Below are 14421 nucleotides of genomic sequence, written 5' to 3' on the forward strand. Positions count from 1 at the left end.
ATTTTGGGCCAATTTTGGGGAGGCTTTGTACTTTTTTGCTAGTGAAGTGTTGAAATCCATAGTTGACAAAATAAACGATTTTGCTAACGGTTGTTTGCAAAATTTGCAAAGTTTCGCTTTTTGAAAATTCTCTATTGTAGATTAGAACCTCCAAACTTAATGGAGGTGTAATTATGAATCAATCTATTCCTGAAAAGCTAAAAGGCAAAACCTACATCGACCCGAGAACCGATACCGGATTCAAGAGCCTGTTCGCTAGCAAGGATGCCATCAAGGACTTCGTTGATGGAATCTTGCACCTGAAAGGCGACGACCAAATCAAGAATCTGAATTACTCGTTTGAACATACGTTAAGATTTATGATTCCCGAAGAGCGGAAAGTCATTTTGGATGCTTTCGCGACTACGGGTTCTAAGCGTTTCCTTAATATTGAAATGCAGAAGGCAGACCACAGTTTCTTTATCGACCGAACCATATTGTACAAAGCGTTCTTGATTATAAAAGGCAAGCATGAAATGGATAAATCAGAAGAATTTAAAACGCTCACAAAAGAAGAAAAGGAATACCGGCGTTATGAAATTCCCGAAACAATATCCATTTGGATTTGTGATTTTGAATTGCCGTACTGCATGGAAAAATACATTGATGAATGGGCTATTTATAGCAAGGAAGTGTTGAATGGAGGAGTCGTCGAGACGTTATTCCCCAAAAATAAGTATATTATTGTAAGTCTGCCGAAGTTTAATAAAACCGCAGACGAGGTAAAAGATCCTGTTGACGCTTGGCTCTATGTGCTCAAACACGCGCATGAGGGCGAACCGCTTCCTGACTTTGGGAATGGAATCGTCAACGACGCCTTGAACCGCATCAAAATTGAAAACTTGGACAAAACCACTCTGAACGAACTGGAGCGAGAAATGATTGCAAAAGAAGAAATAGAATGTCGTTTGGCTGGTGCCAAGATTGAGACTCGATTTGAAATGGTCGATGCGATGCTTGCTAATGATATTCCTATTGAAAAAATCGCTATTATTTCCGGTATTTCTCTGGACGAAATTAAAAAGCGCAGAGCGCAGCGCTGATGTTCAGTCCGGAAAGTGACTAGATTTCACTTTTTTATTTTTCATTGCAGAGCGGGCGCGCAATTTTGGGGGCTTTGCGGGCCAATTGCTCGATCGTAATGCCCGTGAAGTAGTCCTTGATGATTTTGGCCAAGTCCTTCCACATTGGGAGTGTCGGGCAGACGTCTGCACGGTCGCAACCGTTTTTCCCGTCAGCAACGCATTCCACCGGGCTAATGGAAGTCTCAATGACACTCAGGATTTCCCAAACCGTGAGTTCAGCCGCTGGCTTTGCAAGCTTGTAGCCACCGCCCTTGCCGCGTGCGCCTTCGAGCACGTTGTTCTTTACGAGGACTCCAAGAATCGCTTCGAGATATTTTTCGGAAAGTCCCTGACGTTCCGCCAGGTTGTGTAGCGGGTGGAATTCGGCTTCGCCGTTTTCTGCCATATCAATAATAACGCGAATGGCGTATCGACTTTTCGTAGATACTCTCATGATTCATGACTCCTTTAGACTACAATATAATTATAATTACAATTATTGTAAAATTTTTCCTACAACTTTAGTTGGCTTTTTTCAGCTCTACAGCCTCCCTTTACATATTTTTTTACTATCAGTGGTCAAAAAAAATTTCTATATTGCCTCGCATTATGGCAAAAATTCTCTTTAAAAAGCAGTTATCTCCCGCGGTATTCCAATTCCGCGTCCACGCCCCGCTGATCGCGCAAGAACGTAAGGCAGGACAATTTATCATCCTCCAGACGAACAAGGACAATGGTGAACGCGTTCCGCTCACCATCGCTGACGCCGATACGAATGAAGGTTCTATCACCCTCATTTTCCAGACGGTTGGCAAGACGACGACCGAACTCTCCAAGTTCGAAGTCGGTGACGATATCCCGGTCTTGGTTGGCCCGCTCGGTTCTCCGACCCATATCGAAAACTTTGGTCACGTGGTCTGCGTTTGCGGTGGTGTCGGTATTGCCCCGATGCACCCGATCGTTCAGGCTCTCAAGGCTGCTGGCAACAAGGTGACTATCATCATGGGTGCCCGTAACGAAAGCCTCTTCCTCATGAAGGAAGAAATGACCGCTCTCGCTGACGACATCATTTTCATGACCGACGACGGTTCTTATGGCCGCAAGGGTCTCGTGACTGAACCGCTTAAGGAACTCTGCGAAGACACCAAGGGCAAGCCGGACATGGTCATCGCTATCGGTCCTCCGATCATGATGAAGTTCTGCGCCCTTACCACCAAGCCGTATGGCGTGAAGACTGTCGTTAGCCTCAACAGCATCATGGTCGATGGTACTGGCATGTGCGGTGGTTGCCGCGTCACTATCGGCGGCAAGACGAAGTTCGTCTGCGTCGATGGTCCGGAATTCGACGGCCACGAAGTCGACTGGAACAACATGCTCCAGCGTATGGGTGCATTCAAGCCCCAGGAACAGGAAGCTTTGCATCGCTTCGGTGCAAATGACGGCCACAAGTGCAATATCGACAAGATGGCAGATGCCAAGGCTAAGGAGAGCAAATAATGTCTGAACATATGACTCGCGAACAGTTGGACGCCGCCGCCAAGGTGGAACTTGAAAAGATTAATGCCCTTCCGAAGCCGCTCAAGCCGAAGGACAAGACTGCTATTCCGGCTCAGCCGATGCCGCAGCTCGAACCGTCCTATCGCGCACGCGTGATGGAAGAAGTGGCTCAGGGTTATACCGAAGCTCAGGCTATCGTCGAAGCTAACCGCTGCCTTAACTGCAAGAAGCCGTTCTGCGTCGAAAGCTGCCCGGTGCACATCGACATTCCGGCCTTCATCGCAAAGATTGCTGAAGGCGACTTCAAGGCTGCTATTGCAAAGATTAAGGAAACGAGCTTGCTTCCGGCAATCTGCGGCCGCGTTTGCCCGCAGGAACGCCAGTGCCAGATGAACTGCACGATGGGCAAGATGCACAAGGATGTGAACCAGGCTGTCGCAATCGGTCGTTTGGAACGCTTTGCTGCTGACTATGAACGCAACAACGGTGGTGCTACGGTTCCGGCCGTTAAGCCTGCTACGGGCAAGAAGGTGGCTGTGATCGGTTCCGGTCCTGCCGGCTTGGTTGTCGCTGCTGACGTCCGCCGCGAAGGCCACGACGTGACCATCTTCGAAGCTTTCCACAAGCTCGGTGGCGTGGTCCGTTATGGTATTCCTGAATTCCGTCTTCCGAAGAAGATTGTGGACAAGGAAATTGAATCTCTCGCCGCTATGGGCGTGAAGTTCGAAACGAACTTTGTGATTGGTCGTACCCGCAAGCTCAAGGACCTCATCGAAAAGGATGGCTTTGACGCTGTGTTCGTCGGTACCGGTGCTGGTCTTCCGTTGTTCATGAACATCGAAGGTGAAAACCTCGTCGGTGTGTTCGCAGCTAACGAATACCTCACCCGCGCAAACCTCATGCGCGCCTACGACAAGGAAAATGCCGATACGCCGATGTGGCCGGGCAAGAACGTTGTCGTCCTCGGTGGTGGTAACGTCGCTATGGACGCTGCCCGTATGGCTCTCCGCCTCGGTGCAGAAAAGGTCCGCATCATTTACCGTCGTAGCATGAACGAACTTCCGGCCCGTAAGGAAGAAGTTCTCCACGCTCAGGAAGAAGGTGTCGAATTCTGCGTCTTGCAGAACCCGGCCAAGATTCTTGGCGACGAAGCCGGTCACGTCCGTGGCATGCTCGTTGACAAGTACGAACTCGGCGAACCCGATGAAAAGGGCCGTCCGCGTCCGGTCAAGGTCGAAGGCGCAAGCTTCGAAATTGAATGCGACACCGTGCTCGTTGCTATCGGTAACGGTTCCAACCCGCTTATCAGCAACACCACTCCGGAACTCTCCGTTGACAAGAAGGGTCACATCCTTCTCGAAGATGCAACCGCCAACAAGACTTTCATGGAAAAGGTCTATGCCGGTGGCGACATCGTGCTCGGCGCTGCAACCGTGATCCTCGCCATGGGCGAAGGTCGTCGTGCTGCTGCAGGCATCAACGAATTCCTCAAGAAGTAATTGGTGATATCCTTCGCGAGTCTCGTCATCCTGAGCAAAGCGAAGACAACTCAGAAGGCGAGCGTCGCGACCATGCTTGCATGGGCATGACCGAGCCAAGGAGTTGGGGCTTGCCCCATCCAGTTAAATCTTGAATCGCATTATGCAAAAAGAGGACGGTTTCATAACCGTCCTTTTTGTCATTTTACTGTCAAGAATTAAATGTATATTTGAGAGAGATAGTAGGAACGGAAATCATTTATGGCGAAGAAGAATCAATCGGGACGTTTGACTGACCAGCATAAAGATTCCAAAGGTGCTGTTGGCATTTTTGGAGATGAAGCTAAGTATCATGATATGGATGTTTCTGATTTATCCCTTATCGCAATGCAGCTTCTAGAAAAGGATTATCCGCAACTTCTTTTCCGGTATCGAAAGAGTATTTCTAAAAAGGAAATAAACGAAGCTCTTCAAAAAATTGATAGTGAATTAGGTCAAACTCTTTTTGTTGAAGATTCTAGCATTAAACCTGATGGTGGTATTATTGAAGTTAAGGATGATAATGGAAAATGGCGTGTCGTTTTGGTTTCTGAGGCAAAACGTCAAGGAAAAGATATTGAGAATATAAAACAAGGTAAATTAGTAGGTACGAAAAATGATCAAGATATAATGAATGCGGGGAATGCGATTGAACGTGCTCATAAGAATATATCTGAAATTGCAAATTATATGTTGGACGAAGCGTATTTCCCATATGTTCTATTTTTGGAGGGGTCTAACTTTTTAACACAGGATGTTGTTGTGACTAGACCTGATGGAAGGTCTGTTACCTTGACTTACAATTCGGGTGCTATTAATAGGCTTGATCGTTTGACCGCTGCGAATTATGGAATGCCTATCAATAAAAATCTTTGTAAAAATAAAATGATTCAAATTGGTGATGCTTGTGTTATGCTTCAGACTGCATCTCTCTTCACTCAAGGTGATGGTCGACGTTGGAGCATCAAAGATGAAATTAAGATTATGCTTGATGTTGCGAAAACATCTTTGAAAATGCTTGGACGAGACTTGTTTAATCAATTGACGAAATCGAATTAGAGGGTTCTGTATGGTTCGAAAAATTGATCATTCCTTGTTGGATAAAGCTAAGATTAACAAAAAAGATGAATTCTATACTCAACTTTCAGATATTGAGAGGGAATTGCAGTATTATAAGAAGCATTTTAAGAATAAAACTGTTTTTTGCAATTGTGATGATGCTCGAATTAGTAATTTTTACAAATATTTTGTAGAAAATTTTAAATCATTGGGCCTGAAAAAGGTTATTTGTGCGTGTTACAAAAAAGTCGATTTCGAAGAATCTTTGAAATCGAAATCCGCATTTTACTATGAATATACGGGGATAGAAAAAAAACGTCCATCATTGAAAGATGTGACTTATTTTGAAGGTGATGGTGATTTTCGTAGTAAAGAAAGTATAGATCTTTTAAAAAAATCGGATATTGTCGTTACAAATCCTCCATTTTCGTTGTTTAGGGACTTTATTTCACAGTTAGATAAATTCAAAAAAAAGTTTTTGGTTATTAGTAATATCAATGCGATTACCTATAAAGAGGTTTTTGCTTTGATAAAGGAAAATAAGGTTTGGATGGGTGTAAACATGGGACGAGGTATATCTGGTTTTATCGTTCCCAAACATTATGAACTCTATGGTCTTGAAACGAAAATAAATGATTTAGGTGAAAGAATCGTATCTCCCAATAACTGTATGTGGCTTACAAATCTCGATAATGCGCAAAGACATGAGTTTATTCCATTGACTAAGGAATACAACGGTAATGAACGCGATTATCCTCGTTTTGACAATTATGATGCGATTAATGTGAATAAAACACAAGATATCCCTGTGGATTATAAGGGAATTATGGGCGTTCCCATAACATTCCTTCATAAATTCAATCCAAACCAATTCAAAATCATCAAGTTCCGCAAGGGGGATGATGATCGGGATTTGGCTATTAACGGTAAACCGACTTATTTTAGAATTTTGATTCAGGGCTGCTGAATATTTGAATTTTTCCTGTATTTTCTACCTCCATTCCTTTTTGTCAATTCTTCCTTTTTTGTGACATCGCCTTTTTGCGAATCTTTTGATTATATTCATAGTGGGGGTATTTAAGGAGATGTTATGGTTCAATCAAAATTTTTTGGAATTGCCTGTGGCGTAGCGATGCTTGCAGGTGCAGTTTCTGCAGCGACTCTTCCGACCGCAAAGGATGTTCAGGCCAAGATGGGCATGGGCTTCAATATCGGTAACTCGATGGAAGTGCCGAACAACCCGACCTTGTGGGGCAACCCTTACCCGACTCAGGCTTTGCTGGATTCCGTGAAGGCGGCGGGCTTCAATACGGTGCGCATTCCTTGCGCTTGGGATAGCCATACGAGTGGCGGCAAGGTCACCGAGACTTGGCTCGATTCCGTGAAGACGGTTGTCGATTACGCCATGCGCGCTGGTCTCTACACGATTTTGAATATCCACCATGAAGGTGAAGGCGGCTGGTTCCAGAGCAACATCGGCACGAGCGTTGATAACACTATCGACAACAAGATGAAAACTTACTGGACGCAGATTGCGAACAAGTTTAAAAACTACAACGAACGCTTGCTCTTCGCCGGCGCAAACGAACCTGGCCCGAATGTGAATACGTGGACCTCGCAGCATGTGTCTACGCTTATGCATTACTATCAGACGTTCATTGATGCTGTCCGCGCTACGGGCGGCAACAACGAAACCCGAACCTTGATTATCCAGGGCCTCAATACTGACATCGACAAGTCCGTCGCAAGCGCTCCGGTAAGCACCTTCCCGAAGGATAAGGTCGAAGGTCGCTTGATGTTCGAAGTGCACTACTACGATCCGTACCAGTACACGCTTATGACGAGCCAACAGGACTGGGGCGCTAGCGAACCGATTCAGCCGCAGTATTACTATGGCGACTACACCAAGGCTAGCGAACCCAAACGCAACGCGGGTTACAATGCCTGGGCGGGCTCTGTCGATTCCAAGCTTGGGAGCATCGTGCATCCGCAGGAACAGTTCGCCAAGATGAAGACGAATTACGTGGACAAGGGTTACCCGGTCATTGTCGGCGAATTCGGTGCAAACGTCCGCTCTCCGGAATTGAGCGGTTCAGATCTGAATCTCCACAAGCAGGGTCGCGTGCAGTGGCACAAGGATGTTGTTTCTGCCGCAAAGCAGTATGGCCTCACCCCGATTCTTTGGGATATGGGCAACGAAAGCAATTCGGGCTACGACAACATGGCTTACCTCCGCCGTCAATCTTCGCCGGTGGGGAAGGTCCTCGAAACGGACGTTATCAATGCTATGCGCGGTGTGTATGGCCTCGGCAATTACGTGAACAATGGCGTCACCCACGTGGAAGACTTTATCAATGGCGGCTCGGAAACGCAGTCTAGTTCCAGCAACGGCGCTGAATCTAAATCGAGCAGTTCCGGCACAACCCCTCAATCAAGTAGCTCTGTAGAGAAAAATTGTGATGCTATGATGCCGGAATGTGGCTGGTCCCCAGAAGAACTTTGTAAGGCTGGCTTTGCGGAATATTGCGATGGCACTGCATTGCCGACCGTCCTTGTTAGGGATCCGGTGAAACTCCACCGCGACGGCAACACGCTTTACGGCTCCGGCAAGATTATGCTGTTCGATATGAACGGAAATCTCGTCCGCTTCACGAATAACGTGTCCGCCGGGCAGGTCCAAATGCAGCTGCATGGTCTCCGCCAAGGCAATTACATCGCCAAATGCAAGAATAGTGTTTTGCAAGTCAAGATTCGCTAACAAAACCACCCCGCGGGCATTTCAAACAATGTCTTTTGCGGGCTTTTCCTAGCGTCGTTTTGAATAAAAGCTAAGCTTCGGTATAATAAGGGACGGCATAAACCGCCCCTTTATTTTGTCCTATATATGATTATTTTGTATTTTTGGACAAAAAAGGAGTGAGTCGTGAAATTTAAATTTTCTGCAGGCATTATTGCCACATTTTCCGCTATTGCACTAATGATTTCTGCCTGTGGTGGCGATTCCGGCAGCTCGGCTAATGACGAACTCCCCGAGCGTGTTGAACAATTCAGCGACATCAAAAATATTGAATGTAACGAAGAACGCGAATGCGCCCAAATTTACATCAAGGAACACGACGACTACGTGCAATGTATTGATTCCAAATGGGAAACGGTCATTGCCTCCAAACCGAACGACGCATGCGCCGAGGTCAAAGCAAAATCTAGTAGCAGTAAAGCCAAGTCCAGTTCTAGTGGGAAAACTCCATCGAGCAGTAGTGAAAAAAACAGTTCGTCTTCTAAGAAAAATACTGCAAGTTCTAGTAGCGTAAAAAAATCAAGCAGTAGCGTCAGGAGTGACTTGGTTGGGAAAGTGAATTGGCAATATCTAAACCCCAATAGAGAGTATGGTGAGATAACGGATGAACGCGATGGTCAGGTCTACAAAACTGTGAAAATATATGATCAGGTGTGGATGGCGGAAAACCTGAATTTTGAATACAATGAAGGCTCAGCAAAAAGTTCTTGCTACAAAGATGATGCGGATTCTTGTGCCTATTACGGGCGTCTGTACACTTGGGCTGCTGCTATGGATTCTGCCGCAAAGTTTAGTCCTGCTGGTGAGTTTTGCGGTAATGGAATCTTATGCAATCCAGAAGGTGTAGTTCGCGGTGTTTGTCCAAGTGGTTGGCATTTGCCGACGAAAGATGAATGGAACATTTTGGAGACAGAAGCTAGAGATAGCGATGGTTATAATCGCTCTAGTAGTAAAGTATTGAGATCTGCTAATGGCTGGGATGTTAGTTGGTGGACTGATAGAATAGGGGAAGACCTTTTTGGCTTTTCTATGGTGTCTGTAGGTGGGTGGGCTCATTTTTGGACTGCGAGTGAGCATGAGTATGATCGGCGTTGGGCGTATTATATATCTTATGCCGATGTCTTTAAAGATTCGGATGTACAATGGACTGATAAGGATGATTTATACTCTGTGCGTTGCATAAAAGATGCTGAATACGTAGATCTTTTGTCGAGTTCTTCTGAAAAGAGTAGTTCGTCTAGTGTCACCTTGGTTGATCCATCAACTGTTATAAAAGGAACGATGACGGATGAACGAGATGGTAATACTTACAAGACTGTAACTATTGGGACTCAGACTTGGATGGCGGAAAACCTGAATTTTGAATACAATGAAGGCTCGGCAAATAGTTCTTGCTATGAGGATGTTGCGGACTCTTGTGGTAAGTATGGTCGTCTGTATAGTTGGCCCGCTGCTATGGATGCTGCTGCTATTTTCAGCGATGCTGGTAAGGGATGTGGAAATTATTCAACATGTAAGGTGGAGGGGATTGTTCGTGGAGTTTGTCCAAGTGGTTGGCATTTGCCGGATAGCACTGAATGGGGAGCTTTGTTTGCCGTTGTAGGGGGTGCCCGTATTGCTGGAGTAAAACTAAAATCCAATAGTGGGTGGGAAAAGTATGGTGAAAAAGGATTAGATTCTTATAGTTTTACTGTTTTACCTGCGGGCTATAAGCGTGATCCTTCTTATGATGGTGTTGGAAAATTTTCGTCTTTTTGGATGCCCAAATCGGTTGATCAAGAAAATGCATGTGTTTGGTATTTTTATTATGATCAAATTAAAGCTGGATATGGCTGTTCATCGAAAAGAATTGGAAGGCGCTCCGTCCGTTGTATTAAGGATGAAGACTAGCTTTAATCTTCTTTAAAAGGGACGGTGTTTTGCTGCCCTTTCCCGCTATTATACAAACTGTATAATATAGACTTTGCTGCTCCTAAAAAATCGAAAATATTGTTTTCCTGACAGCAAAATAACATTTCCCGTATAATACGAATGTTGACTTTTGTATTGTGAAAATTTATTTTAAAATCCATGAAGTCGATTTTCGAGTACCGCGATTACCACCTCTATTTGCAGGATTACTACGATGAGCGCAAACGTCAAGGCTCTTTTTCGTGGCGTGAATTTTGCGGGAACGCAGGCTTTTCTTCGCCGAATTTTTTGAAGCTTGTTGCTATGGGGCAAAGCAAGCTCAGCAAGGTTAAGGCGTGTCAAGTTGCCAAGTCGATGGGACTTGTTGATTACGAAGAACAGTATTTTTATCAGCTTGTTGTTTTGGGTAATGCAGAAAACAGCGAAGTCCAGAGAGCGGCTCTTCTTGAAATGCAGCGAATCGCGTTAGAACACCAGGTTCGTGTTGTTGACAAGGAAGCGTTTCAGTATTATGAATCCTGGAAATACCCCGTTATTAGAGAACTTGCTCCGCTAATGCCTGGGGCGACCCCCCGTGACCTTGCTGAAGAATGCAAGGAATATGTTTCTGCTGAAGAAGTCCGCGATGTTTTGGAATTTCTTGTGAAGGCGGGATTCCTGAAAAAGGAAGGCGAAAAAAACTATGTGCAGACGGAACAGACTGTCATTGGTTCCAAGGACGCTCTCCCAATCGCCATCCGTGCGATGCACAAGGAAATGGCCATTATGGCGGCCCGGGCTGTTGATCGTTATACTGCAAATGAACGTTTTTTTAATGGTGCAACGCTTAGCGTCGACCAGGATGCGTATAATAAAATAGTCGAAGAAATAAAGGCTTGTTGCAAGAAGGCTGTAGCCATTGCTAACGAGTGCGGAAACTATAATCAGGTTTGCCGAATCAATTTTCAGTTCTTTCCACTCACAGACAAAATAACAGGTAACGGCCGTGCTTAAGAATCTCTATTTAATAGTCCTTCCTTTACTTGTTCTTGTTGCTTGCTCTAGTGATAATTACGCCACTGGAACGGTGGACCCCAATGCAGGTCCGGGAATAGCGCAAGGCGACAAGGTTTCAAGTAGCTCTGTGTATGATAGCTCTGACTCAAATAGCAGTTTGGGTAGTAGTTCGTCTGTTGGTGAAATTTTTGTTGTGAAATACAAGAGTGTCGTGAATAAAGATGAAGAAATGCTGAGCGTCAGTTTTGAATGCGGGATTTCGGCGACATATACAATTGTCGAAGAATCAAAGGGAAATGTTGAAAAAAATAAGGGCCAAATAGATGTGTACTCCGAAGAAAAGGGCGCCTCGGCATCTTGTACAATTGGCGAAAAAAAATATTTGTCCCAGTTTAAGCTTGGGCGGAATAACCGCATGGAAAGAAGTATAAAACTTGAGAATTTTGGCAGCGGCTGCGACGGGCTTTTCGAACAGTTCAAAAATCTTTGCTTGCTCCAAAATGCAAGTGATGAATTTAGTGGCGCCTGCGACGAAAGCGGAACCCTCGAAGCCTATTGCGCCTATTTTGACGAGTCGGCCGTATTCGACACCCTTTTGGACGATTTTACCGATGAATCCAAAGTCAATTGCGGTGAAAGTGGCGTCCATATTGATTCTTTTGGAATTTAGTCCTTTGTCAAATCAGCAAAACTAATTGATTTATTCCCATTCCTAACGCCCACTCTGCAATCTATTTTCTAAGCAGAGACGGTACTTTTTCTTTGAACTTGTCATGCCTGCCGCCGAGCAGGCATCTCCTTTATGACAAAAAAGATGAAGTCGCAAAAAAAGGTGGCTCTTATGAAGTTAGGATGGTTTGGTAAACATTTTCGCACGGCTCTCGCGCTGACGGGGCTTGTGTGCGGTCTCGGATTTTCTCAGGATGTGCTTTACCCCGACATGTTCGCTTTGTCGGATGTGCAGCTTTTGGACGGCGTCTTGAAGGAACGCCAGGACTTGAACGTCGAAACGCTCCTCAGCTACGATGTGGACCGCTTGCTCGCGCCTTTTTACGAAGAAGCGGGCATGAAGCCGAAGGCGAGCAAGTTCCCGAACTGGGCAGGCCTCGATGGCCATGTGCTCGGGCATTATCTGAGCGCTCTCGCGATGCATTACGCGGACAATGACGATGTTCAGGTCAAGGAGCGCCTCGAATACATCTTGAAAGAACTCAAGACGATTCAGGACCAGAATTCCAAGGACAACAACTTCAAGGGCTACATTAGCGGTGTGCCGAATGGCAAGCAAATGTGGCTCAAAATGAAGAATGGCGATGCCGGCGCACAGAACGGTTATTGGGTGCCGTGGTACAATATCCACAAGCTCTATGCGGGCCTCCGTGACGCTTACGTTTATGCTGGTTATGAACAGGCAAAGACGATGTTTTTGGCACTTTGCGACTGGGGCATCACGATAACGAACGGCCTGAACGATTCCAAGATGCAGCAGATGCTTGGCACGGAACACGGCGGTATGCCCGAAGTTTACGCCGACGCCTACAAGCTCACGAAAGACGAAAAGTACCTGAATGCGGCCAAGAAGTGGTCGCACCAGTGGCTTTTGAATCCGATGTCGCAGGGCAATGACAACTTGACGAACGTCCATGCGAATACGCAGGTGCCGAAGGTTGTGGGCTTTGCGCGAATTGCGGAACTCTCGGGCGATGAAAAGTACCAGAAGGGTTCCGATTTCTTCTGGCAGACGGTCGTGAACAAACGCAGTATCGCGATTGGCGGCAACAGCATTTCTGAACATTTCCCGGCGCTCAACAATCACAAAAAATTCATCGAAGAACGTGAAGGACCGGAATCTTGCAATACTTACAATATGCTCAAGTTGACGGAACGTCTGTTCAACATCAAGCACGATGCGCATTACACCGACTTTTACGAACGCGCCCTTTTCAACCATATCCTTTCGACGATTCATCCGACGCATGGCGGCTATGTCTACTTCACGCCGGCTCGTCCGCGCCATTACCGCGTGTATTCCAAGGTCAATGCGGGCATGTGGTGCTGCGTGGGTTCGGGCATGGAAAATCCTGCCAAGTACAATCAATTTATTTATACGAAAGATGGCAACTCGCTTTACGTGAACCTCTTTGCCGCATCCATCTTGAATTGGAAAGACAAGAGCGTGAAAATCAAGCAGGAAACGGCGTTCCCGAAGGGTGAAAGTTCCAAGTTCACGATTACCGGCAGCGGGGAATTCGATATGCAGATTCGCCATCCGTACTGGGTCAAGGAAGGTGAATTCAAGGTCATCGTCAATGGCGATACCGTCGTGAAAAAATCGACACCGTCGAGTTACGTTTCTGCCGGAAAATCCTGGAAGTCGAGCGATGTCGTCGAAGTGCTTTACCCGATGTACACGCATGTCGAAGATTTGCCGGGCGTGACGGATTATGTGGCGCTTTTGCATGGCCCGATAGTACTTTCGGCAAAGACGGGAACGGCGAACTTGAACGGCCTTGTTGCTGATGATGGCCGCTGGAGCCACATTGCATCCGGTGCGCTGGAATCGCTCGATCAGGCGCCAATGCTTGCTAGCAAAAAAGAGGATATCCCGTCGAAAGTGGAACCCGTGAAAGGCGAACCGCTGCACTTTAAGGCGCCTTATCTTTTTGCGAAGCAAAAGGACGCGAACCTGCTTTTGCAGCCCTTCTACGAAGTGCATGACGCGCGTTACATGATGTATTGGATGGTGCTTACGGACCCGAGCATTCTCGACCGCTTGGAAAAAGAGCAAAAAGAAGCTTTGGCGCTTGACGAAAAGACTGTCGATAAAGTTGCTCCAGGCGAGCAGCAGCCAGAAGTCGATCACAAGATGAAAATCGAAAATTCTACTTCGGGTACGCACCAAGGCGAATTCTATCGCGACGCGGGCAAGTGCTCTGGCGGCGATGGCGGCCTCATCAGCTACGAATTCGAGACGAACAGCGAAGATTCCCTCAGCCTCATGGTGCGTTACTGGGGTAACGAAGGTTGCACGCGCACTTTCGACATCTCCATTGACGGCGAAAAGCTCACGACCGAAACGATTTCGAACCGCTGGAAAAAGGATGAATTTGTAAATGTCACATACCCGATTCCGGACGCGATGATCAAGGGCAAAAAGATTGTGCGCATCTCGTTTACGGCAAGCTCGGGTATGGTGGGCGGTATCTTTGGCGTACGCCTCCTTCGCAACAAGCCAAAGCCCGTCGTAGAAGATCCTCCGATAAGCATCAAGCCGGTTGCAGCCGTAAAACAGGGACTCCGTGTACGCGCAACATCGCAAACGCTCCAAATCGCATCTCCGAGCGTTCTTGCCCGCACGATGAACGTGAAAATTTATTCCATGGATGGGCGCCTCAAACTCACGCAAATGCTCCCCGCCGGCGCAAACGAGTTTAACGTCGATATTGCAGGCCTCAAGAACGGTAACTACGTCGTACGCCTCTTCCAAGACGGTCTCGTGCGCGGTTATACGCTGTTCAATAAAAACAGCCTATAAAAGTTC

General features: G+C 46.5%; 11 protein-coding genes. 10 read left to right on the top strand and 1 reads right to left on the bottom strand.

Annotated features, from left to right (window positions below):
• Positions 1 to 173: 173 nt before the first annotated feature.
• The gene (locus B7990_RS07300) at positions 174 to 1082 is read left to right on the top strand and encodes a PD-(D/E)XK nuclease family transposase (RefSeq protein ID WP_085491170.1); all 909 of its coding nucleotides are present in this window, start codon (positions 174 to 176) and stop codon (positions 1080 to 1082) included.
• Positions 1083 to 1116: 34 nt separating this feature from the next.
• Here the strand turns inward: B7990_RS07300 and B7990_RS07305 are convergent, their stop codons facing one another.
• Complete coding sequence (locus tag B7990_RS07305) at positions 1117 to 1557, bottom strand: Rrf2 family transcriptional regulator (protein ID WP_088640339.1); 441 nt, start codon at positions 1555 to 1557, stop codon at positions 1117 to 1119.
• 155 nt (positions 1558 to 1712) lie between these two features.
• On the opposite strand from B7990_RS07305, the gene B7990_RS07310 reads away from it, so the two are divergent.
• From B7990_RS07310 to B7990_RS07355, 9 genes are all read left to right on the top strand, one after another.
• Positions 1713 to 2600, top strand: coding sequence for a sulfide/dihydroorotate dehydrogenase-like FAD/NAD-binding protein (locus B7990_RS07310; protein WP_088640340.1), 888 nt, complete (start codon positions 1713 to 1715; stop codon positions 2598 to 2600).
• The gene (gene gltA / locus B7990_RS07315; protein WP_073423617.1) at positions 2600 to 4099 is read left to right on the top strand and encodes an NADPH-dependent glutamate synthase; all 1500 of its coding nucleotides are present in this window, start codon (positions 2600 to 2602) and stop codon (positions 4097 to 4099) included. The genes B7990_RS07310 and gltA overlap by 1 nt, the downstream gene beginning before the upstream one ends.
• A gap of 240 nt (positions 4100 to 4339) precedes the next feature.
• On the top strand, positions 4340 to 5176 hold the full coding sequence (locus B7990_RS07320) for an EcoRI family type II restriction endonuclease (RefSeq protein WP_088640341.1): 837 nt from the start codon (positions 4340 to 4342) through the stop codon (positions 5174 to 5176).
• Between the two features lie 10 nt (positions 5177 to 5186).
• The gene (locus tag B7990_RS07325) at positions 5187 to 6143 is read left to right on the top strand and encodes an adenine-specific methyltransferase EcoRI family protein (protein WP_088640342.1); all 957 of its coding nucleotides are present in this window, start codon (positions 5187 to 5189) and stop codon (positions 6141 to 6143) included.
• Positions 6144 to 6266: 123 nt separating this feature from the next.
• On the top strand, positions 6267 to 7934 hold the full coding sequence (locus tag B7990_RS07330; RefSeq protein WP_254917383.1) for a glycoside hydrolase family 5 protein: 1668 nt from the start codon (positions 6267 to 6269) through the stop codon (positions 7932 to 7934).
• A gap of 165 nt (positions 7935 to 8099) precedes the next feature.
• Positions 8100 to 9863 (top strand): FISUMP domain-containing protein, encoded by a 1764-nt coding sequence (locus B7990_RS07335; RefSeq protein WP_088640343.1) that lies wholly within the window; start codon positions 8100 to 8102, stop codon positions 9861 to 9863.
• A gap of 180 nt (positions 9864 to 10043) precedes the next feature.
• On the top strand, positions 10044 to 10877 hold the full coding sequence (locus B7990_RS07345) for a TIGR02147 family protein (RefSeq protein ID WP_088640345.1): 834 nt from the start codon (positions 10044 to 10046) through the stop codon (positions 10875 to 10877).
• Complete coding sequence (locus B7990_RS07350) at positions 10870 to 11550, top strand: hypothetical protein (protein ID WP_088640346.1); 681 nt, start codon at positions 10870 to 10872, stop codon at positions 11548 to 11550. The genes B7990_RS07345 and B7990_RS07350 overlap by 8 nt, the downstream gene beginning before the upstream one ends.
• A 171-nt stretch (positions 11551 to 11721) precedes the next feature.
• Positions 11722 to 14415 carry a beta-L-arabinofuranosidase domain-containing protein gene (locus B7990_RS07355; protein ID WP_088640496.1) on the top strand — a complete coding sequence of 898 codons (2694 nt, stop codon included), beginning with the start codon at positions 11722 to 11724 and terminating at the stop codon, positions 14413 to 14415.
• The last annotated feature ends 6 nt before the right edge of the window (positions 14416 to 14421 follow it).

This window comes from Fibrobacter sp. UWB4, assembly GCF_002210345.1.
Taxonomy (GTDB): Bacteria; Fibrobacterota; Fibrobacteria; order Fibrobacterales; family Fibrobacteraceae; genus Fibrobacter.